Source organism: Methylibium sp. Pch-M, assembly GCF_004136295.1.
Lineage (GTDB): Bacteria > Pseudomonadota > Gammaproteobacteria > Burkholderiales > Burkholderiaceae_C > Methylibium > Methylibium petroleiphilum.
Window position 1 is genome coordinate 3763660 of sequence record NZ_CP029606.1, and the last position, 21511, is coordinate 3785170.

Sequence of the window (21511 nt, forward strand, 5' to 3'; positions counted from 1 at the left end):
GGATCAGGCGTCGGCCATGCCGCTGGCGACCCGGCTGAAGCCGCCGTCGACGTAGGTGATCTCGGCCGTGACGCCGGCCGCCAGGTCGCTGAGCAGAAACGCCGCGACGTTGCCGACGTCGTCGATCGTCACGTTGCGGCGCAGCGGGGCGTTGTTCTCCACCACGTCGAGGATCTTGCCGAAGCCCTTGATGCCCGACGCTGCCAGCGTCTTGATCGGGCCGGCCGAGATGCCGTTGACCCGCACCCCTCTAGGGCCCAGGCTGCCGGCGAGGTAGCGCACGCTGGCCTCCAGCGAGGCCTTGGCCAGGCCCATGGTGTTGTAGTTCGGCACCACCCGCTCGGCGCCCAGGTAGGTCAGCGTCAGCAACGCGGCCTTCGGGGTCAGCAGCGGCGCCGCCGCCTTGGCCAGCGCCGGGAAGCTGTACGAGGAGATGTCGTGGGCGACGCGGAAGGCCTCGCGGCTCAGGCCGTCGAGGAAGTCGCCGGCGATCGCCTCACGCGGCGCGAAGCCGATCGAGTGGACGAAACCGTCGAATTGGGGCCAGGTCTGGGCGAGTTGCTGGAACATCGCGGCGATCTGGGCGTCGTCGGCGACGTCGCAGTCGAAGATCAGGCTGGAGTCGAATTCGCGGGCGAATTCGGTGGTCCGCTCCTTGAAGCGCTCGCCGACATAGCTGAAAGCCAGTTCGGCGCCTTCGCGCCGGCAGGCGCGGGCGATGCCGTAGGCGATCGAGCGGTTGGACAGCAGTCCGGTGATCAGCAGCCGCTTGCCGGCGAGAAAGCCCATGTCGTGTCTCCATCCCACTGTTTGCAACCCGAAATTCTGGCACGACGGGGTGGTCCCGCCGCGCTCTTGACACCCCCGATGCTTGCCGGTAGTGCGTGCCCACGCTACAATCCCTGCTTCGCTAGACCAGATTTCGCCAGACAAGAAATTGGGCCGGAGATTCCAGCCCTTTTTTTTTGTTCGATTGTTTTTGCGGTCGTTCTTTATTGCAGTTCATGGAGCGGGTTTCGGCCCGGGAACCTTCAGTCGATGAGTTGGCAGGCAGCCGTTGAGAAAACCGTGACCGGTTTCGGTTATGAGTTGGTGGAATGCGAGCGGGGCTCGCAGGGGTTGCTGCGCGTGTTCATCGACCGGGTGCCGGGGCAGGTCTACGACAGCGGTCCGGGCGAGTTCGTGACAGTCGAGGACTGCGAGAAGGTGACCCGCCAGTTGCAGTATGTGCTGGAGGTCGAGAACTGCGATTACTCGCGGCTCGAGGTCTCCTCGCCCGGGCTGGACCGTCCGCTGAAGAAGGCGGCCGACTACGCCCGCTTCGCCGGCGAGCGGATCGACATCACGCTGAAGCTGCCGTTCCAGGGCCGCAAGAAGTACCAGGGCGTGCTCGCGGCGGCCGGCGAGGCCTGGGAACTGCATTTCAACGACGGCAAGCAGGATCAGGTCTTGGGATTCACGCTCGAGGAAGTTCGCGACGCCCGGCTCGTGCCGGTCGTGGACTTCAAGGGCCGCAAGGGCAAGGAGCAAGCCGAGCCCGCGGCGCAGGTACCCGGAGGTTACGAACAATGAACCGCGATCTGTTGGACTTTGTGGATGCGATCGCTCGCGAGAAGAGCGTCGAGCGTGATGTCGTGTTCGAGGCCGTCGAGGCGGCGCTCGCCTCGGCGAGCAAGAAATTGCATGGCGGCGAGGTCGACATCCGCGTGTCGGTCGACCGCGACACCGGCGAGTACGAGACCTTTCGCCGCTGGCTCGTCGTGCCTGACAGCGCCGGCCTGCAGAACGCCGACGCCGAGGAATTGCTGACCGATGCCCGCGACCGCATCGACGACATCGAGGAAGGCGACTACATCGAGGAAGCCATCGAGTCGGTGTCGATCGGGCGCATCGGTGCGCAGGCCGCCAAGCAGGTGATCCTGCAGAAAGTGCGCGACGCCGAGCGCGAGCAGTTGCTCAATGATTTCCTGTCACGCGGCGACAAGATCTTCGTCGGTACCGTCAAGCGCCTCGACAAGGGCGACCTCGTCGTCGAGAGCGGCCGGGTCGAGGGGCGTCTGAAGCGCAGTGAGCTGATCGCCAAGGAAAACCTCCGCACCGGCGACCGTGTGCGCGCCTACATCACGGAAGTGGACACCACGCAACGCGGGCCGCAGATCATGCTGTCGCGCAGCGCACCTGGCTTCATGGTGGAACTGTTCCGCCACGAGGTACCGGAGATCGAGCAGGGCCTGCTCGAGATCAAGAGCTGCGCCCGCGATGCCGGCTCGCGCGCCAAGATCGCCGTGCTGTCGCACGACAAGCGGGTCGACCCGATCGGCACCTGCGTGGGTGTGCGCGGCTCGCGCGTCAATGCCGTCACCAACGAACTGGCTGGCGAGCGTGTCGACATCGTGCTGTGGTCGGCCGATCCGGCGCAGTTCGTGATCGGCGCGTTGGCGCCGGCCAATGTGCAGTCGATCGTGGTCGACGAGGAAAAGCATGCGATGGACGTGGTGGTCGACGAGGAGAACCTCGCCATCGCCATCGGCCGCGGCGGCCAGAACGTGCGCCTCGCGTCCGAGCTGACCGGCTGGCGCATCAACATCATGAGCGCCGAGGAGTCGCAGGACAAGCAGGCGACCGAGTCGGAGTCGATCCGCAAGCTGTTCGTCGAGAAGCTCGACGTTGATGCCGAGGTGGCCGACATCCTGATCGCCGAGGGCTTCACCAGTCTCGAGGAAGTGGCCTACGTGCCGCTGCAGGAAATGCTGGAGATGGAATCCTTCGATGAGGACACCGTCCACGAGTTGCGCACACGGGCCAAGGACGCGCTGCTGACGATGGAGATCGCCCAGGAAGAGAAGCTCGAAAGCGTTTCGCAGGATCTGCGCGACCTCGAGGGGCTCGATGCCGATCTGATCGCCAGGCTGGCCGAAGGCGGCATCCACACGCGCGACGATCTGGCCGATCTCGCGGTCGACGAACTGACCGAGCTGACCGGCGTGGCCGACGAGCAGGCGAAGGCCCTGATCATGAAGGCGCGCGAGCACTGGTTCACTGCCTGAAGCGCCGCACGCACCGCACTCCGCATCACCGTTCGCACCGATACACCAAGGACACTCCACAATGGCTGTGACTACCGTCGCACAGTTTGCCGCCGAGCTAAACCGCCCGGCTGCGGCGCTGCTCGAGCAGCTTCACTCCGCTGGCGTCGCGAAGGCGTCCACGGACGATGCGCTGACCGAAGCCGACAAGGAGCGCCTGCTCGACTTCCTGCGCTCCTCGCACGGCACCGGGAGCGCCGAGCGCAAGAAGATCACGCTGACGAAGAAGTCGACCACCGAGATCAAGCAGGCCGATGCCTCCGGCAAGGCCCGCACCATCCAGGTCGAAGTGCGCAAGAAGCGCACGTTCATCAGACGCGACGATGCGCCGGCGACTGTCGAAGAGGCGACGGCCGCCGCGCCGGTGATCGACGAAGCCGAACTGCAGAAGCGCGAAGAAGAAGCCAGCCGTCAGGCCGAGCTGCTGCGCCGCCAGGAAGAGGATCTGGCCGAGAAGCGTCGTGCGCGCGAGGCCCAGGAGCAGGCCGAGCGGGAGGCCGCCGAGGCGCGCCAGCGTGCCGCGGCGGAAGCTGCAGCCGCTGCGCTGGAGGCCGCCGCCGCCGAACCGGTGCCTGCCAAGGTCGAAGCGACCGGGGTCAAGGCCGCCGCGCCGGACACGGCACCGGCGGTCGCCGCTCCGGCCGAACTGCCCAAGCCCGCGCTGCGCGTGGTGAAGGCCGCCGACATCGAAGCCGAGGAGAAGCAGAAGGCTGCCGACCTCGCCAAGCGCCGCAAGGCGGCCGAAGATGAGGCGTCCGCGATCCGCGCGATGATGAACGCGCCGAAGAAGGTGCTCGTGGCGAAGAAGCCCGAGGAGCCGAAGCCGGCCGAAGGCATCAAGGGCACGATCCACAAGCCCACCGCGAAGCCGGGTGCACCGGCTGCGGCTGGTGCGGCGGGTGCCGCCAAGCCGGGCGACAAGAAGTCGGTCAAGTCCGAGAAGCTGTCGTCAAGCTGGGCCGACGACGCTGCGAAGAAGCGCGCTGCGCTGCGTGGCGGTGCGCGCCCCGACGCCGGCGGCCGTGGCGGCTGGAAGGCGCCGCGCGGCGGGCGTCGCGGCGGCGACCGGGGCGACAGCCCGTCGACCTTCACCGCGCCGGCCGAGGCGCAGGTCTACGAGGTGCACGTGCCCGAGACCATCAGCGTCGCCGATCTGGCGCACAAGATGTCGGTCAAGGCCTCCGAGGTCATCAAGCAACTGATGAAGCTGGGTCAGATGGTCACCATCAACCAGCAGCTCGACCAGGAAACCGCCATGATCCTGGTGGAAGAGATGGGTCACAAGGCCTTCACGGCCAAGCTCGACGACCCGGATGCCTTCCTCGAGGACGACGTGGAAGTGACCGATGTGCCGCTGGAGCCTCGCGCTCCCGTGGTCACGGTGATGGGCCACGTCGACCACGGCAAGACCTCGCTGCTCGACTACATCCGCACCACGCGCGTGGCGGCAGGTGAGGCCGGCGGCATCACGCAGCACATCGGCGCTTATCACGTCGAGACGCCGCGCGGCATGATCACCTTCCTCGACACCCCGGGCCACGAAGCCTTCACGGCGATGCGGGCGCGCGGCGCCAAGGCGACCGATCTGGTGATCCTGGTCGTGGCGGCCGACGACGGCGTGATGCCGCAGACCAAGGAAGCGATCCACCACGCCAAGGCGGCCGAGGTGCCACTGATCGTGGCGATCAACAAGATCGACAAGCCGGGTACCAACCTGGAGCGCGTGCGCAGCGAACTGATCGCCGAGCAGGTGGTCCCGGAAGACTTCGGCGGCGATTCGCCGTTCGTGCAGGTGTCGGCCAAGACCGGCCAGGGCATCGACGAGTTGCTGGAACAGGTGCTTCTGCAGGCCGAGGTGCTGGAACTGCAGGCGCAGGTCGCCGCACCCGCCAAGGGCCTGGTGATCGAGGCGCAGCTCGACAAGGGCCGCGGCCCGGTCGCGACGGTGCTGGTGCAGTCGGGCACGCTCAAGCGCGGTGACGTGGTTCTGGCCGGTTCGACCTACGGCCGGGTGCGTGCCATGCTCGACGAGAACGGCAAGCCGGCCACCGAGGCCGGCCCGTCGATCCCGGTCGAGATCCAGGGCCTGACCGAGGTGCCGCAGGCCGGCGACGAGTTCATGGTGCTGTCCGACGAGCGGCGTGCGCGCGAGATCGCCACCTTCCGTTCCGGCAAGTACCGCGACGTGAAGCTGTCCAAGCAGCAGGCCGCCAAGCTCGAGAACATGTTCGAGACCATGGGTCAGGGCGAGGTGCAGACGCTGCCGCTCATCATCAAGGCCGACGTGCAGGGCTCGCAGGAGGCGCTGGGCGCCTCGCTGCTCAAGCTCAGCACGGCCGAGGTCAAGGTGCAGATCGTGCACGCGGCGGTGGGCGGCATCAGCGAGAGCGACGTCAACCTGGCCATCGCGTCGAAGGCCGTCATCATCGGCTTCAACGTGCGGGCCGACGCTGGTGCACGCAAGCTGGCCGAGGGCAACAACGTCGACCTGCGCTACTACAACATCATTTACGACGCGGTCGACGAGATCAAGTCGGCGATGACCGGCATGCTGGCGCCGGAGCAGAAGGAAGAGCTCATCGGCACCGCCGAGATCCGCACGGTGTTCGTGGCCTCGAAGATCGGCACGGTGGCAGGCTCGATGGTCACCTCCGGCATCGTGCGCCGCAACGCGCGCTTCCGCCTGCTGCGCGAGAACGTGGTCGTCTACAGCGGCGAGATCGAGTCGGTGCGCCGCATGAAGGACGACGTGCGCGAGGTCAAGGAAGGCTTCGAGTGCGGCATCAAGCTGAAGAACTACAACGACATCAAAGAGGGCGACCAGCTGGAAGTCTTCGAGATCAAGGAAGTCGCCCGAACGCTGTAAGGCGGAGTTGGCCTCGTGCACGGACCCCGCCCTCGAAAGTCGGCGGGGTTCGTGCTTGAGGGGTCGTCCAGGAGCCCATCATGAAGCACAAGCGCGCCATTCCCAACCGCAGCCTGCGCGTGGCCGACCAGATCCAGCGCGACGTGGCGGAGCTCATCCGCGAGTTGAAGGATCCGCGCATCGGCATGGTCACGATCCAGGCGGTCGAGGTCACGCCCGACTACGCGCACGCGAAGGTGTTCTTCTCGGTGCTGATCGGTGATCCGGCCGAGTGCGCCGCCGCACTGAACGAGGCCGCCGGCTACCTGCGCAACAGCCTCTTCAAGCGCCTGCAGATCCACACCGTGCCCACCCTGCATTTCCAGTTCGACCGCACCACCGAGCGCGCGGCCGACCTCAACGCGCTGATCCACCAGGCCAACGCCACCCGGGCGAAGGACGCGGACGATCAACCGGGCACCCCCGAGGCCTGACGTGGACCCGGTCGCGCTGAACCGTCCGCCCCGCCGCGCCCCGCAAGCCGTGCGCGAGCCGCGCGCACCGCGCCGTGCGCTGCACGGCGTGCTGCTGCTCGACAAGCCGCTGGGCTGGTCGAGCAACGACGCGCTGCAGAAGGTCAAGGGCATGCTGCGCGCCGAGAAGGCGGGGCACACCGGCACCCTCGATCCGCTGGCGACAGGTCTGCTGCCGCTGTGCTTCGGCGCGGCCACCAAGTTTTCGCAGGCGAGCCTGGACGCCGACAAGACCTACCGTGCGACGCTCAAGCTCGGCGTCACGCGCATCGGTGGCGACGGCGAGGGCGAGGTGATCGAGACGCGCCCGGTGTCCTTCGACGATGCGGCGCTGCGCGCCGGCTGCGCCGCCCTGACCGGCGAGACGATGCAGCTGCCACCGATGCATTCGGCGCTCAAGCACGAGGGCAAGGCGCTCTACGAATACGCGCGCGCCGGCGTCGAGGTCGAACGCACCCCGCGGCGAGTCGTGATTCATCGGCTGGACATCCTGCGCTGGCACGCTGACGAGCTCGACATCGAGGTCTGCGTCAGCAAGGGCACCTACATCCGCACGCTCGCCGAGGACCTGGGCCGCGCGCTCGGCTGCGGCGCGCACCTGAGCGCGCTGCGCCGCGTGGCCAGCGGGCCGGTGCGGCTCGACGGCGCGATCACGATCGAAGCGCTGCAGGCGCTCGATCCCGCGCAGCGCGAGCAGCGCCTGCTGCCGCCCGACGTGTTGCTGGCCGACTGGCCGGTCGTGCGGCTGGCGGCCGATGAGGCCGGCCGCTTCCTGTCCGGCCTGCGCCGCGGCATCGATGCCGGCGATTGCGCGGCCGTGCGGGTCTACGGGCCCGAGTCGCGCGCCTTCCTCGGCAGTGCCCACGTGAAGGCCGGCGAGCTGATCCCCGGCCGGCTGCTGAGCCCGCCCGAGGTGCAGGCGCTGATCGACGCCGGCACCGCGACCGACGTACCCGTTACCGAATCCAAGCAAGTGAGCATGACATGACGACCAGCAACAACGCCCGCCAGATCCGCAACGTGGCGATCATCGCGCACGTCGACCACGGCAAGACCACGCTCGTGGACCAGCTGCTGCGCCAGAGCGGCACCTTCCGCGAGAACGAGAAGGTGGCCGAGCGCGTGATGGACAGCAACGACATCGAGAAGGAACGCGGCATCACGATCCTGTCGAAGAACTGCGCCGTCGAGTGGAAGGGCACCCACGTCAACATCGTCGACACCCCCGGGCACGCCGATTTCGGCGGCGAGGTCGAGCGCGTGCTGTCGATGGTCGATTCGGTGCTGCTGCTGGTCGACGCGGTGGAAGGCCCGATGCCGCAGACCCGCTTCGTGACGAAGAAGGCGCTGGCGCTGGGCTTGAAGCCCATCGTCGTCGTCAACAAGGTCGACCGCCCCGGCGCGCGGCCCGACTACGTGATCAACGCCACCTTCGACCTGTTCGACAAGCTCGGCGCCACCGAGGAGCAGCTCGACTTTCCCATCATCTACGCCTCCGGTCTGAACGGCTGGGCGTCGACGGCGCCCGGCGAGGTAGGGACGAACATGGCGCCGCTGTTCGACGCCATCCTGCAGCACGTGCCGCCGCACGAAGGCGATCCGGAAGGCCCGCTGCAGCTGCAGATCTGCTCGCTCGATTACTCCACCTTCGTCGGCCGCATCGGCATCGGTCGCATCAACCAGGGCACGCTCAAGCCGATGCAGGACGTGGCGGTGTTCTCCGGCGAGGACAGCATCCCGTTCAAGGCGCGCGTGAACCAGGTGCTGAAGTTCGACGGTCTGGAGCGCGTGCAGGCCACCGAGGCCGGCCCGGGCGACATCGTGCTGATCAACGGCATCGAGGACATCGGCATCGGCGTCACGCTGACCGACATCGACGATCCGGTGCCGCTGCCGATGCTGGAAGTGGACGAGCCGACGCTGACGATGAACTTCTGCGTCAACAACTCGCCGCTGGCTGGACGCGAAGGCAAGTTCGTCACGAGCCGCCAGCTGCGCGACCGGCTGGACCGCGAGCTGCAGAGCAACGTGGCGCTGCGCGTCAAGGACACCGACGAGGACGGCATCTTCGAGGTCTCGGGCCGCGGCGAACTGCACCTGACCATCCTGCTGGAGAACATGCGCCGTGAGGGCTACGAGCTCGCAGTGAGCAAGCCGCGCGTGGTGTTCCACGAGGTGAACGGCGAGCGCCACGAGCCGATGGAGCTGGTGACGGCCGACGTCGAGGAACAGCACCAGGGCGGGGTGATGCAGGCGCTGGGGCTGCGCAAGGCCGATCTGGTGAACATGGAGCCCGATGGCATGGGGCGCGTACGCCTCGAGTACCGCATTCCGGCGCGCGGCCTGATCGGCTTTTCCAACGAGTTCATGAACCTGACCCGAGGCACCGGGCTCATCAGCAACATCTTCGACGGCTACGAGCCCTACAAGGGCGAGCTCGAGGGCCGCAAGAACGGCGTGCTGATCAGCCAGGACGACGGCGAGATCGTGACCTACGCGCTCGGCAAGCTCGACGACCGCGGACGCATGTTCGTCAAGGCCGGTGACCCGGTGTACGAAGGCATGCTGGTCGGCATCCACTCGCGCGACAACGACCTGGTGGTCAACGCGGTGCGCGCCAAGCAGCTCACCAACTTCCGCGTCAGCGGCAAGGAAGACGCGATCAAGATCACGCCGCCGATCATCCTGTCGCTCGAGTACGCGGTGGAGTTCATCGCCGACGACGAGCTGGTGGAGATCACCCCGAAGTCGATACGGCTGCGCAAGCGCCACCTGAAGGAACACGAGCGCAAGCGCGCGTCGCGCGAAGCCGCCTGAGTTTTTGCGGGGGCCGATGACACACGGACGCGCGGTCACGCTGATGATCGTGGTGACGCTCCTCTGGAGCATCGCCGGCGTCGTCACTCGTCACCTGGACGCTGCGCGCAGCTTCGAGGTGACATTCTGGCGCAGCCTGTTCAACGCGCTGACGCTCACGGTGGCGCTGAGTGCGATGCGGGGCGCGGCGCTGTGGAGCGGCCTGCTGCGTGCGCCCTGGCCGGTGTGGGCATCGGGACTGTGCTGGGCGACGATGTTCACCGCCTTCATGGTGGCGATCACCCTGACGACGGTGGCCAACGTGCTGGTCACGATGGCGATCGGGCCGCTGATCACCGCGCTGTTCGCGCGCATCTTCCTGCACCACCGGCTGCCGGCGCGCACCTGGATCGCGATCGCGGTCGGCGGCATCGGCATCGCCTGGATGTTCGGCCAGGAGGCAGGAGCGGGCATGTCGCTCACCGGCACCCTGATCGCGCTGACGGTGCCACTGGCGGCGGCCACCAACTGGACGGTGTTGCAGTACACCAGCCATGGGCCTGCCGATCCCGACGACGCCGCAGTGGCCACCCAGGACATGCTGCCGGCCGTGCTGATCGGTGGGCTGCTGTCGGCCGCCGTCGCGCTGCCGCTCGCCTGGCCGCTGCAGGCCTCGGGCCACGATCTCGGGCTGCTCGGTCTGCTGGGTGCCGTGCAGCTGGCCATTCCCTGCCTGCTGGCGGTGCGGTTGACGCGCGAACTGCCGGCACCGGAGATCGCGCTGCTGGGCCTGCTCGAGGTGCTGTTCGGTGTGAGCTGGGCCTGGCTCGGGGCCGGTGAGCGACCGGGGCCGAGCACGCTGACGGGCGGAGCGCTGGTGCTCGGCGCGCTGGTGGTCAACGAAGTGCTGGCCTTGAGGCTGCGACGCTGAGCAAGACCAGCCTCGGCGCGGTGGCAGCCAGCTGCTAGTCTGTCGATACGACGAACTCGCAGGAGTCACCGAAATGCAGAAGCCTGCCCGTTTCCTGGTGCTGATCGAGTCGGACGGTGCGATGCTGGCGCGGTTGTTCGATGCCGAGCGACGGCAACTCGCCGAGTTCGATGCTTCCTCTGAGGAAGTGGCGGTGATGTCCAGCGGGCTGCTGCCCAGGGATGCCGCCGGCGCGTTGTGGGAGGCGGCACTCGCCGGCCACAGCGAGGGCGAGCGACAGGCCGCCAGGGTTTACACGCTCGACGTCTGACTTGCGGCGCCGCCGACCTGATGCCCGCGTCGGGGACCGGCAGAAGACGCTAGGATTTCTTGGTGGCGCGCAGATAGACCCCCACGGTGAAGAACCGCTCGAGCGGTGTGATCTTCCTCAGGAGGTTGAAGACCGGAAGCAGGGGGCTGCGCCCGCGGTTGTAGCGAATCTCGGTGGCGGCCCAGTCGTACGCTCCCAGATAGCGCTGCAACTGCTCGGGCCGGAGCTTGTTGAGGCCTAGATCCATGGCCGATCGGATGGTTTTGCCGCAATGCGCAGATATTCGGCGACAGAGCCATTCTTCCGGCAGTATGGCGTGCAGCCACGGTAACCTCAGCTTGAATCGACCGTGGTCGCCCCAGGGGCTGAAATAGAACGGCGAGAACCCGGCTGCCAGCACCCCGCCGGGGGCCAGCAGGCGAAATATGTGGCCGACCATCGCATCGAGCTGTTCGACATGCTCGAAAGTATCTTTGCTGATGATCAGATCGAATTCGCCTTGCAGCTCGGCAATATCGATCGATTGGAAGCGAACCCGGTCCTGAAGTTTTCCGAAATTGGCTTTGAGGTTCGCGCCGGCGAACGCGATGCGATCGTCGTCCAGGTCGATTCCCAGCACCGACAAGGCGCCGGCCTGGGCCGCATGCACCGACAGCGCGCCATGTCCGCAACCGATTTCGAGCACTCTCTTGCCGGCGAACGACAGTTGCACGCCGAGCCGCTCCAACCACGCCCCATTCGCTGCGGTCTCCCGCTGAAAATAGGCGTGATCGCGGCGTGATTGCAATTCGGCGACGCTTTCGCCCGGCCGTGCCGGAAGTGCCCATGGTTGAATGATCTGCATGAATATTCCTTGAAATACCGGGCAACAGTTATCCCTGTCGCGGTATTTGCAACGTGTTTCAGTACGGTATACAGACTAGCGAGCTTCCCGGGTTTTCGGCTGACGTGCAGTTGCGCGTCAGACGCTCGTCAGTGCTTTGTCACTCAGCCGATGCCGATGCCGAGGGCGTGACCTGGCCCTTCAGGCGACCACGTGCGCCGCGCATCAGCCACCTGCACAACTGGGACAATGCAGGCCCCGTGTGGGTCCAGCGCCCTGCACCCAACCCTTCTGGCAGTTCAGTGGAACAAGAACTCACTTCGGATCAGCAGTGGAATCCGTGGCGCCTGTCGGTCGCGCCGATGATGGACTGGACCGATCGGCATTGCCGCCACTTCCATCGCCTGCTCTCGCGCCACACCCGGCTCTACACCGAGATGGTCACCACCGGAGCCCTGCTGCACGGCGATGTGCCGAGGCATCTGGACTTCGGCCCGGAGGAGCATCCGGTGGCGCTGCAGCTGGGCGGCAACGAGCCCGAGGATCTGGCCGCCTGCGCGAAGCTCGGCGAGCGCTGGGGTTACGACGAGATCAACCTCAATTGCGGCTGCCCCAGCGAGCGCGTGCAACGCGGCGCCTTCGGCGCCTGTCTGATGGCAGAGCCCGACCTGGTGGCCGACGGCGTGAAGGCGATGCGTGACGCGGTGGGCATACCGGTGACGGTGAAGCACCGCATCGGCATCGACCGGACCGAGAACTACGGGTTCGTGCGCGATTTCATCGGCACCGTGGCGGCGGCCGGCTGCGAGGTCTTCATCGTGCACGCACGCAACGCCTGGCTCAAGGGCCTCAGCCCGAAGGAGAACCGCGAGCTGCCGCCCTTGCGCTACGAGTGGGTCTACCGGCTCAAGCGCGATTTCCCGGCCCTGACCATCGTGCTGAACGGCGGGGTCAAGCGCCACGAGGAAATCGACCAGCACCTGGCGCAGGTCGACGGCGTGATGCTCGGGCGCGAGGCCTACCACCACCCCTGGCTGATGGCCGACTGGGATGCGCGCTACTTCGGCGAGGCGCCGCTCGAGCGCGATCGCGCCGACGTCGAGGCGGCCATGGTGCGCTACATGGAGCGTCAGCGGCTGCAGGGCGAGCCCTGGTCGCGCGTGTCGCGCCACATGCTGGGGCTGTGGAACGGCACGCCCGGCGCCCGGCGCTGGCGCCAGGTCTGGTCGGATCACCGGCTCAAGAACGAGCCGCCGGAGGTGGTGTCGGCGCTGGCGCGCCGGAGGTCGGCGATGAGCGAGGCCACGGCGGCGGCCTGACGGCGCCGCCGGCCTTTCGGTTCAGCACGCGGCGTTCCGCTGCGCCGGCCAGGTGGCCAGCACCACCCCGGCCAGCGCCAGGGCAAAGGCGCCGAACTGGATGCCGCTGACGTGCTCGCCCAGCAGCAGCACGCCGACGGCTGCGGCGCTGATCGGCAGCAGCACCGTGAACACCCCAGCCGACGACGCCGGCACGTGTTTCAGGCCCGTCATCCACAGCCACACCGTCGCCATGCTGGCTGCGAGTGCGTAGAACAACAGCAGCACCCAGACGCCGCCGCGCACCGCCGAGAAGTCGAATTGCCACGCCTGCCACAGGCCGAACGGCGTCACCAGTGCCAGGCCCCACAGGTTCACCAGTGCGCTGATGCGGCGTGCGCTCACCTGGCCGGTGAGCTGCTTGCCGATCACCACGTAGAGTGCTTCGCAGAACACGGCACCGAGCAGCAGCGCGTTGCCGAGCAGTGAACTCCCGCCGCCGTCGGGCCCGGCCTGGGCCAGCGAAACCAGCGCGATCCCGGCCACTGCGCAGCCGATGCCGCCCAGCACGCGGGGCGCAATGCGCTCTCGCAGTCCGACCCACGACAGCAGGGCCACCACGGCCGGCAGCGCGGCCATGATCACGCCGGCCGCCAGCGCCGAACTCAGGGCCACGCCGAACAGCATGCACACCGAAAACAGGAAGTTGCCGAAGAAGGCTTCGAGGAACAGCAGCCAACGGTCGCGTCGGCCCAGCCGCGGCTCGTCGGCGGTCCGATGCACCCAGTGCACCATCGCGATGGCCGCGATGCCGAAGCGCAGCCAGGCCAGCAGCAGAACCGGGAACACCGCGACCAGCAGCTTCGACAGGCCGACATAGCTGCCGACCAACGCCATGCTGGCGCCGAGGCTGGCGTACGCCCACCACGGCGCGCGGTGGGCCGCACTCGTGGGGGTCGGCAGCCCGAGGCTCACACGCAGCAGGAGGCGTGCGCGGCCGGCCTCAGGCCGACCAGGCCGCTCGGTTGCTCTGCCAGCGCCAGGCGTCGGCGCACATCTGATCGAGGTCGCGGCGGGTGCGCCAGCCCAGCCGCTGCAGCGCGAGCGCCGGGTCGGCCCAGCAGGCCGCCACGTCGCCGGGCCGGCGGTCGACGATGCGATAGGGCACCGGGCGGCCGCTGGCCTTCTCGAAGGCGGCCACCATGTCCAGCACCGAGACGCCCAGGCCGGTGCCCAGGTTCACCGTGAGCAGGCCGGGTTCGCGGGCCAGGCTGTCGAGGGCGGCGACGTGGCCCTCGGCGAGGTCCATCACGTGGATGTAGTCGCGCACGCCGGTGCCGTCGGGTGTCGGGTAGTCGCCGCCGAACACCTGCAGTTGTGGCCTCTGGCCGACGGCCACCTGGGCGACGTAGGGCATCAGGTTGTTCGGGATGCCCGACGGGTCTTCCCCGATCTGGCCGCTCTCGTGGGCGCCGACCGGGTTGAAGTAGCGCAGCCGCGCGATGCGCCAGTGCGGCTCGGACTTCGACAGGTCGGCGAGGATCTGCTCGACCATCAGCTTGGTCCAGCCGTAGGGGTTGGTGGCCGACAGCGGGAAGTCTTCGCGGATCGGCACCGAGGCCGGGTCGCCGTAGACGGTGGCGGAGGACGAGAACACCAGCGTGTGCACTGCGGCGCGGCGCATCGCCTCGAGCAGCTGCAGGGTGCCGGTGATGTTGTTCTCGTAGTAGGCCAGCGGCTTCTGCACCGACTCGCCCACCGCCTTCAGCGCGGCGAAGTGGATCACCGCGCGGATCGGGTACTGCGCGAACACGCGGTCCAGGGTGGCGGCGTCGCGCACGTCGCCCTCCACGAAAGCGGGCCGCTTGCCGCACAGCGGTGCCAGGCGGTCGAGCACGTCGCGCTGGCTGTTGACGAGGTTGTCGAGGATGACGAAGTCATGGCCTGCATTCGCCAGCGCCACGCTGGTGTGCGAGCCGATGAAGCCTGTGCCGCCGGTCACGAGTATCAATTGCTGCTCCCTGTCGAACGTCGAGGGCCCATCGCGACGGACCCGCCGCTGCGAAAGGCAACGGGGCATTGTGCCGGGCCGTCGATTGTGTCAATGTGGCAAAAGTCAGCCTTGGGGCATGGCACTTGCTCCCGGGTCCGGCCTACACCCATTCCGGGTGGTCTTGTTGCCTCAGGGGAGCCTCATGAACGAACAATTCCTCCAGCTCGGCACGGCGCTACGCGCGCTGGCCGTGGTCGCATGGATCGGTCTCGGTGCGCCGGCCGCCCACGCGCAGGTCGCGGCGGCCAAGCCGCAGGTGGTGGTGCTCGCCACCGGCGGCACGATCGCGGGCGCCGGCGCGGCCGCCACCAACAGCGCGTCCTACCAGGCGGCCAAGGTGCCGGTCGACAAGCTCATCGCCGGCGTGCCCGAACTGGCCGACGTGGCCCAGGTGCGCGGCGAGCAGGTGTTCCAGATCGCCTCGGAAAGCTTCACCAACGAGAAGCTGGTGCAGCTCGGCAAGCGGGTCTCGCAGCTGGTGCGCGACCCGGCGGTGAACGGCATCGTCATCACCCACGGCACCGACACGCTGGAGGAGACGGCCTTCTTCCTCAACCTGGTGATCCGCAGCGACAAGCCGGTGGTCGTAGTGGGCTCGATGCGGCCCGGCACGGCGATGTCGGCCGACGGCATGCTCAACCTCTACAACGCGGTGGTGGTCGCGGCCGACCCCGCCTCGCGCGGCAAGGGTGTGCTGGTGGCGATGAGTGACGAGATCCATTCGGGCCGTGACGTCGCCAAGCGCATCAACATCAAGACCAGCGCCTTCGGCAGCCAGTGGGGGCCGCTCGGCATGTCGGTGGAGGGCAAGACCTTCTGGTTTCGCCTGCCGGCCAAGCGCCACACCGTGAACAGCGAGTTCGACATCGAAAGCATCGAGACGCTGCCCGAGGTGGCCATCGTCTACGGCTACGGCAACATGACGACGGAGCTGTACGACGCGGCGCTGCGCTCGGGCGCCAGGGCGGTGGTCAACGCCGGCACCGGCAACGGCTCGGTGCCCAACTACGCGGTCGAAAAGCTCAGGAGCGTGCGCGCCCAGGGCGTGCAGGTCATCCGCTCCTCACGCGTGGCCGACGGCTTCGTGATCCGCAATGCCGAGCAGCCCGACGACAAGTACGACTGGGTCGTCGCGCACGACCTGAACCCGCAGAAGGCCAAGATCCTGGCCGCGGTCGCGCTGACGCGCGGCGTGAGCTCGCAGGAGCTGCAGCGGATCTTCTGGGAGTACTGAGGAATCCGCCGACGGGCTGCGGCACCGCAGCTCAGGCCGCTCCGGCGGCTGGCGATCCGGCGACCATGCGGCTGGCCAGAGCGTCGGCGCGCCGGAGCAGGGCGGCGAGCGGCAGGTCGCTGGCCGCCAGCCCGCCGGGCGCCGCAGCCGACGTGGCCACCGCGGTCAGTGAGGGCGTGACTTGCCAGCTCGCGGCGACGCGGCCGAATAACGCGTCGCAGCGCGGCTGCAGCGCGCGCGAGAACGCGGCGCTCAGGCGCGGCGAGACCGCCGGCGGCGGCTCGTCGAACAGACCGCTGCGGTCGAGCGCACGGAGCGCGACGGTCCAGCCGCTGTTGTGCATCAGCCCCGCGAGGTAGGCGTCGAAGGCGTCGACGCCACCGGCTGCGGCCAGAGCGCGGCAGTGCTGGGCCTTGGCCTCGGCGTGCTCCCAGAGCCGCGGGCCGGAGCGCGCGAACAGACCGTCGCCTTCGGACTCGAACATCGGTCGCAGCACGACGCGGGCGATCGCAGCGTTTAGCCCGGCCACGCCGAGCCGCGCCAGCGCCTGCTGCAGGTCCGGCGGCGGGCCACCGGACGCGCCCAACGCGGCACTGCGTGCCGCACGCATCACCTCGGCGGTGAGCACCAGGTCGCGGCCGACCTGCTCGGCCAGCGCCGGCAGCGCGCAATCGGGCCGGCGCAGCAGGGCCAGCAGGTGGGGAATGACGGTGCGGGCGCGCGGGATCAGCTCGAGCGGTGCCTCGGGGCGCTGGATCAGCGCGTCGACGACGCGCAGCGCGCGCCGCTCCTGCAGGGTCGGGTCGGCCTGCTCCGCGACCGACTCGAGCGCCAGCAGCCAGGGCAGCAGCGGTGGGGCCGCCAGTTCGTCGAGCGGGTCATCGAGATCCAGCCGCGGCACGGCAGCCGCCACGGCGGCGGCGACGGCCGGCGAGACGGGCGGCGGAGCAGGGCGGGCCGGGGGCGGGCCGCCGCGAACTCGCACGAATCGATGCCACCACGCTGCCATGGGTCCTGTCCGGAGTATTCCCGCGTCATCGGCCCCGCCGCGCCGGACTTGAGCCCCGGCCTGCGGGGCGAGGCTCAGAACGTTGCGCCGTAGCGCGCGTGCTCCCAGTCGCTGACGTGGCGGGCGTAATCGATCCACTCGGCGCGCTTGAGCCGCACGAACTCGCGATGCAGCGTGTCGCCGAGCGCGCCGTGCAGCAACTCGCTGGCCTCGAACGCGTCGACCGCCTCGCCCAGGCTCTGCGGCAGCAACGCGATGCCGCGCGCCCGGGTCTCGGCCAAGCTCAGTGCGAACAGGTCGTCGGTGCAGGCCGGGCCGGGATCGAGCTCGCGGTCGATGCCGTCCAGCCCGGCCGCAATCAGCGCCGCGGTCGCCAGGTAAGGATTGGCCGAGGCATCCGGCACGCGCCACTCGAAGCGGCCGGCAAGCGTGCGCACCAGCGCCGTGCGGTTGTTCGGGCCATGCGCCACGTAAGCGGGCGCCCAGCTGGTGCCCGACAGCGATTCGCCCACCACCAGGCGCTTGTAGCTGTTGACCGTGGGCGCCGCCAGCGCGCACAGCGCTGCGCTGTGGGCCAGCACGCCGGCGACGAAATGGCGGCCGAGCCGCGACAAGGGCTCGGCCGCATCGGCGGCATCGAACAGGCAGTGCGCGCCGTCCCACAGCGACACATGGAAATGCAGGCCGCTGCCCGGCTGGTTGGCGAAGGGCTTGGGCATCATCGAGAACACGCAGCCCTGCTGCTCGGCGAGGGCGTGCGCGGCCAGCTTGAACAGCATCACGTGGTCGGCGCTGCGCAGCGCCTCGTCGTGGCGGAAGTTGAGTTCGTACTGGCCGTGGGCGTCCTCGTGGTCGATCTGCAGGACCTGCAAGCCAGCACCTTCGAGTGCAACGCGCAGCGCTTGAAGGAAGCCCTGCTGGCGCGGCAGGCTCTTGAGGTCGTAGCTCGGCTTGTCGAGCCGGTCGGCGTCGTCGGCCGGCACGTAGCGCGCACCCTCGCGGCGGAGCAAGAAGAACTCGGGCTCGATGCCGGTCTGCAGCGTCCAGCCGCGCGCGGCCAGACGCGCGGTGGCGCGCTTGAGCACCTGGCGCGGGCAGGCGTCGAAGGCGCTGCCGCCGACGTAGCCATCGCCGACGAGGCGTGCGACGCCGGGCATCCACGGCAACGTCTGCAGCGTGGCGGCGTCGCCGCGCGCGTAGTACTCCGCCCTGGGGCCGGTGCGCGGCAGGCCGGTGCCCCAGATCGACGGGCCGGCGAATCCGGCGCCCTCGGTCAGCACGGTCTCCAGCTGGTGCAGTGGCACCAGCTTGCCCTTGGCGACGCCGTGCAGGTCGGTGAACTGCACCAGCAGCGTGTGCACGCCCTCGGCGGCGAGCGATGCGCCCGCCGACCGTGCGAACTCGGCGAGCGAACTGGGCGCGTCAGCCACGCGAGGCTGCCTTCAGCGCATCGCTGAGGATGCCCAGGGCTTCGCCGAACACCGCATGCTCGATGGTCAGCGGGAACAGGAAGCGCAGCACGTTGCCGTCGACGCCGCAGCTCAGCAGGATGAGGTGTCGGCGCAGCGCCTCGGCCTGTACGCGCTTGGTCATGTCGGCGTCGGGCGCCTGGGTCTTGGGGTGCTGGAACTCGACCGCGACCATCGCACCCAGCCCCCGCACGTCGGCGATCTGCGGGACCTCGGCCCGCAGGCCGTTGAGCAGGGTCTTGAGTTCGCTGCCGAGCTGTTGCCCGCGCTCGGGCAGCTTCTCCTCGGCCATCACCTCGATCACGGCGTGGGCCGCGGCGATGGCCAGCGGGTTGCCGGCATAGGTGCCGCCCAGGCCGCCCGGGGCCGGAGCGTCCATGATCTCGGCGCTGCCGGTCACCGCCGACAGCGGCAGGCCGGCGGCCAGGCTCTTGGCGCTGACGAGCAGGTCGGGCACGACGTTGAAGTGCTGCATCGCGAACATCTTGCCGGTGCGACCGAAGCCGGTCTGCACCTCGTCGGCGATCATCACGATGCCGTGCTCGTCGCACAGCTTGCGCAGCCACTTCACGGCTTCGGCCTGGATCACGTTGAAGCCGCCTTCGCCCTGCACCGGCTCGAACACGATGGCCGCGACGCGGCTGGGCTCGATGTCGGCCTTGAAGAGTTGCTCGACCGCCTTCTTCGTCGCATCGAGCGAGGCACCGTGACATGGGAAGGGGGCGTGGTAGATCTCCGGCGGGAAGGGGCCGAAGCCGGCCTTGTAGGGCTGCACCTTGCCGGTCAGCGCCACCGCGAACAGCGAGCGGCCGTGGAAGGCGCCGCCGAAGGCGATCACGCCGCCGCGCCGGGTGTGGGCGCGGGCGATCTTGACGGCGTTCTCCACCGCCTCGGCGCCGGTCGAGAAGAAGGCGGTCTTCTTGGCGTGCTTGCCAGGCGTCATGGCGTTGAGCTTCTCGGCCAGCGCGACGTAGCTCTCGTAGGGCACCACCTGGTAGCAGCTGTGCGTGAAGCGCTGCAGCTGGGCCTCGATGGCGGCCACCACCTTCGGGTGGCGGTGGCCGGTGTTGAGCACCGCGATGCCGCCGGCGAAATCGATGTAGCGCTGGCCCTGCACGTCCCACAGCAGCGCGTTCTCGGCGCGGTCGGCGAAGAAACCGGCCATCACGCCCACGCCGCGCGGCGTGGCGGCGGCCTTGCGGGCCATCAGCTGTTCGTTGCGCGAGATCTTCATGCCTGTCTCCTCTGCCTGTTCGCCGCACGGCGCGGCCCCGCGGCCCTCAGGCCGCGTTGATGCGCAGCCAGGTCGTCTTCAGCTCCGTGTACTTGTCGAAGGCGTGCAGCGACTTGTCGCGGCCGTTGCCGCTCTGCTTGAAACCACCGAAGGGCACGGTGATGTCGTCCTCGTCGTACTGGTTCACGTGCACCGTACCGGCTCGCAGCGCCGCGGCGACCCGGTGCGCACGATCGATGTGCGAGCTCCACACGCTGGCCTGCAGGCCGTACGGCGAATCGTTGGCGAGGCGGATCGCCTCGGCCTCGTCCTTGAAGCGGATGATCGACAGCACCGGCCCGAAGATCTCCTCGCGGGCGATCTTCATGTCGTTGCGCACGCCGTCGAAGACCGTGGGCTCGACGTAGTAGCCGCCGCTGTCGGCACGTGCCTGCGTGCCGCCGGCCAGCACGGTGGCCCCTTCGGAGCGGCCGGCGTCGATGTAGCCCATGACCGTGCGCAGTTGGCCGTCGTCGACCAGCGCGCCCATCACGGTCTTCGCGTCCAGCGGGTCGGCAGGGCGGTACTGCGGCGCCTCGGCGGCGACGCGCCTCGCGAAGTCGTCGGCGATGCTCTCGTGCACCAGCAGCCGCGAGGGCGCGTTGCAGCTCTCGCCCTGGTTGAAGAACATGCTGCCGGCCACGGTGGCGGCGCAGCGGTCCAGGTCGTCGAAGTCGGGGAAGACCAGGAAGGCGCTCTTGCCGCCGAGCTCGTTGTAGACGCGCTTGAGGTTGCTGCGCCCTGCGTACTCCAGCATCTTGCGGCCCACGCGGGTGGAGCCGGTGAAGCCGATCGCGTCGACCTGCGGGTGCAGCGCCAGCGCCTCGCCGGCCTCGTGGCCATAGCCGGGCACCACGTTGAACACGCCGGGCGGCAGGCCTGCGGCCAGCGCCAGCTCGGCCAGGCGCAGCGCGGTCAGCGGGCTCTTCTCGCTGGGCTTGAGCACCACCGAGTTGCCGGCCGCCAGCGCGGGGCCGAGCTTCCAGGCGGCCATGATCATCGGGTAGTTCCAGGGCACGATGGCGCCGATCACGCCCATCGCCTCGCGACGGATCAGCGCCAGCGCGTCGGGCCCGGTGGGCGCAATCTCGTCGTACACCTTGTCGATCGCCTCGGCGTACCAGGCGATGCAGCGCGCGGTGGAGGGCACGTCGACGCCGAGCGAATACTGGATGGGCTTGCCCATGTCCAGCGTCTCGAGCAGCGCGAGTTCCTCCTTCGCCGCGAGGATCTTCTCGGCGAAGGCCTGCAGCACGCGCTTGCGCGCGGCGGGCGGGCGCCGCGACCAGCGGCCGTCGTCGAAGGCGGCGCGGGCCGAGGCGACCGCGGCGTCGATGTCGGCCGACTGGCCACGCGCCACGCGGCCGAGCACGCGGCCGTCGATCGGCGATATGCAGTCGAAGGATTCGCCGGCGCGTGCCGGATGGCGCTCGCCGCCGATCACAGCGCGCCCATCCAACGTCAGGGCGGCGGAACGGGCATGCCAGTCGATCGTGGCGGTGGTCATGGGGTCTCCTTCAGGATCATGATCGCGTACAGCTTCTTCACCGGCGTGAGGTTCTCCCACACGCCCTCGTAGCCGCCGGGCACCACGAAGGCGTCGCCGGCCTTCAGGCGGGTCTGCGCCCCGTCGGCGTCGGTGAGCAGCACCTCGCCTTCGAGCAGTTGGCAGAACTCTTCCTCGTGGTCTGCGTACGCCACACGCCAGGCGCCGACGCCGCCCGACCAGGTGCCCGAGAAGAACTGCCCGCTCGGATCGGTGTAGTGGTTCAGCGTCTCGAAGCGCGGATCGCCACTCACCCGCCGCTCCGGGGCCGGGCCTCCCGGCTCGGCGACGGTGTCGGCGGTATG

General features: G+C 68.7%; 19 protein-coding genes. 10 read left to right on the forward strand and 9 right to left on the reverse strand.

Annotated elements, in window-relative coordinates:
- Positions 1 to 3: 3 nt before the first annotated feature.
- Positions 4 to 789, reverse strand: a complete 786-nt coding sequence (gene fabI, locus C1M51_RS18100) for an enoyl-ACP reductase FabI (protein WP_129451903.1) — start codon at positions 787 to 789, stop codon at positions 4 to 6.
- Between the two features lie 249 nt (positions 790 to 1038).
- Between fabI and rimP the strand changes: the two genes are divergently transcribed.
- From rimP to C1M51_RS18140, 8 genes are all read left to right on the forward strand, one after another.
- Positions 1039 to 1572, forward strand: coding sequence for a ribosome maturation factor RimP (gene rimP, locus C1M51_RS18105; protein WP_129451904.1), 534 nt, complete (start codon positions 1039 to 1041; stop codon positions 1570 to 1572).
- Positions 1569 to 3047, forward strand: coding sequence for a transcription termination factor NusA (gene nusA / locus C1M51_RS18110; protein ID WP_129451905.1), 1479 nt, complete (start codon positions 1569 to 1571; stop codon positions 3045 to 3047). Before rimP ends, nusA begins: the two co-directional genes overlap by 4 nt.
- A gap of 61 nt (positions 3048 to 3108) precedes the next feature.
- Positions 3109 to 5952 (forward strand): translation initiation factor IF-2, encoded by a 2844-nt coding sequence (gene infB, locus C1M51_RS18115; protein ID WP_129451906.1) that lies wholly within the window; start codon positions 3109 to 3111, stop codon positions 5950 to 5952.
- Positions 5953 to 6032: 80 nt separating this feature from the next.
- Positions 6033 to 6425, forward strand: a complete 393-nt coding sequence (gene rbfA / locus C1M51_RS18120) for a 30S ribosome-binding factor RbfA (RefSeq protein WP_129451907.1) — start codon at positions 6033 to 6035, stop codon at positions 6423 to 6425.
- Position 6426: 1 nt separating this feature from the next.
- Positions 6427 to 7452 carry a tRNA pseudouridine(55) synthase TruB gene (truB, locus tag C1M51_RS18125; RefSeq protein WP_409072614.1) on the forward strand — a complete coding sequence of 342 codons (1026 nt, stop codon included), beginning with the start codon at positions 6427 to 6429 and terminating at the stop codon, positions 7450 to 7452.
- Complete coding sequence (gene typA, locus C1M51_RS18130) at positions 7449 to 9281, forward strand: translational GTPase TypA (RefSeq protein WP_129451908.1); 1833 nt, start codon at positions 7449 to 7451, stop codon at positions 9279 to 9281. Before truB ends, typA begins: the two co-directional genes overlap by 4 nt.
- 16 nt (positions 9282 to 9297) lie before the next feature.
- On the forward strand, positions 9298 to 10191 hold the full coding sequence (locus tag C1M51_RS18135; protein ID WP_129451909.1) for a DMT family transporter: 894 nt from the start codon (positions 9298 to 9300) through the stop codon (positions 10189 to 10191).
- Positions 10192 to 10264: 73 nt separating this feature from the next.
- On the forward strand, positions 10265 to 10501 hold the full coding sequence (locus C1M51_RS18140) for a hypothetical protein (protein WP_129451910.1): 237 nt from the start codon (positions 10265 to 10267) through the stop codon (positions 10499 to 10501).
- 49 nt (positions 10502 to 10550) lie between these two features.
- On the opposite strand, the gene C1M51_RS18145 is transcribed toward C1M51_RS18140, so the two are convergent.
- Positions 10551 to 11345 (reverse strand): cyclopropane-fatty-acyl-phospholipid synthase family protein, encoded by a 795-nt coding sequence (locus C1M51_RS18145; RefSeq protein ID WP_129451911.1) that lies wholly within the window; start codon positions 11343 to 11345, stop codon positions 10551 to 10553.
- Positions 11346 to 11686: 341 nt separating this feature from the next.
- Between C1M51_RS18145 and dusA the strand changes: the two genes are divergently transcribed.
- Positions 11687 to 12643 carry a tRNA dihydrouridine(20/20a) synthase DusA gene (gene dusA, locus C1M51_RS18150; RefSeq protein WP_242500062.1) on the forward strand — a complete coding sequence of 319 codons (957 nt, stop codon included), beginning with the start codon at positions 11687 to 11689 and terminating at the stop codon, positions 12641 to 12643.
- Positions 12644 to 12664: 21 nt separating this feature from the next.
- On the opposite strand, the gene C1M51_RS18155 is transcribed toward dusA, so the two are convergent.
- Together C1M51_RS18155 and galE are read right to left on the reverse strand one after the other, a co-directional pair.
- Positions 12665 to 13519, reverse strand: a complete 855-nt coding sequence (locus C1M51_RS18155; RefSeq protein WP_129452268.1) for a DMT family transporter — start codon at positions 13517 to 13519, stop codon at positions 12665 to 12667.
- 106 nt (positions 13520 to 13625) lie between these two features.
- On the reverse strand, positions 13626 to 14633 hold the full coding sequence (gene galE, locus C1M51_RS18160) for a UDP-glucose 4-epimerase GalE (protein WP_129451913.1): 1008 nt from the start codon (positions 14631 to 14633) through the stop codon (positions 13626 to 13628).
- A 184-nt stretch (positions 14634 to 14817) separates the two neighbouring features.
- Here galE and C1M51_RS18165 point away from each other — a divergent pair, with 184 nt between their 5' ends.
- Positions 14818 to 15909, forward strand: a complete 1092-nt coding sequence (locus C1M51_RS18165) for a type II asparaginase (RefSeq protein WP_129451914.1) — start codon at positions 14818 to 14820, stop codon at positions 15907 to 15909.
- Positions 15910 to 15940: 31 nt separating this feature from the next.
- Here C1M51_RS18165 and C1M51_RS18170 read toward each other — a convergent pair whose 3' ends face one another.
- The 5 genes from C1M51_RS18170 to C1M51_RS18190 all read right to left on the reverse strand — a co-directional run bounded on the left by C1M51_RS18170 (position 15941) and on the right by C1M51_RS18190 (position 21460).
- Positions 15941 to 16822 carry an HDOD domain-containing protein gene (locus C1M51_RS18170; RefSeq protein ID WP_165349718.1) on the reverse strand — a complete coding sequence of 294 codons (882 nt, stop codon included), beginning with the start codon at positions 16820 to 16822 and terminating at the stop codon, positions 15941 to 15943.
- 170 nt (positions 16823 to 16992) lie between these two features.
- Positions 16993 to 18348 (reverse strand): type III glutamate--ammonia ligase, encoded by a 1356-nt coding sequence (gene glnT / locus C1M51_RS18175; RefSeq protein WP_129451916.1) that lies wholly within the window; start codon positions 18346 to 18348, stop codon positions 16993 to 16995.
- The gene (gene gabT, locus C1M51_RS18180) at positions 18341 to 19621 is read right to left on the reverse strand and encodes a 4-aminobutyrate--2-oxoglutarate transaminase (protein WP_129451917.1); all 1281 of its coding nucleotides are present in this window, start codon (positions 19619 to 19621) and stop codon (positions 18341 to 18343) included. The genes glnT and gabT overlap by 8 nt, the downstream gene beginning before the upstream one ends.
- Positions 19622 to 19667: 46 nt before the next feature.
- Positions 19668 to 21167, reverse strand: coding sequence for an aldehyde dehydrogenase (locus tag C1M51_RS18185; RefSeq protein ID WP_129451918.1), 1500 nt, complete (start codon positions 21165 to 21167; stop codon positions 19668 to 19670).
- Entirely contained in the window at positions 21164 to 21460 is a 297-nt protein-coding gene (locus C1M51_RS18190) for a cupin domain-containing protein (protein WP_242499819.1), read from the reverse strand. The genes C1M51_RS18185 and C1M51_RS18190 overlap by 4 nt, the downstream gene beginning before the upstream one ends.
- Positions 21461 to 21511 lie beyond the last annotated feature (51 nt).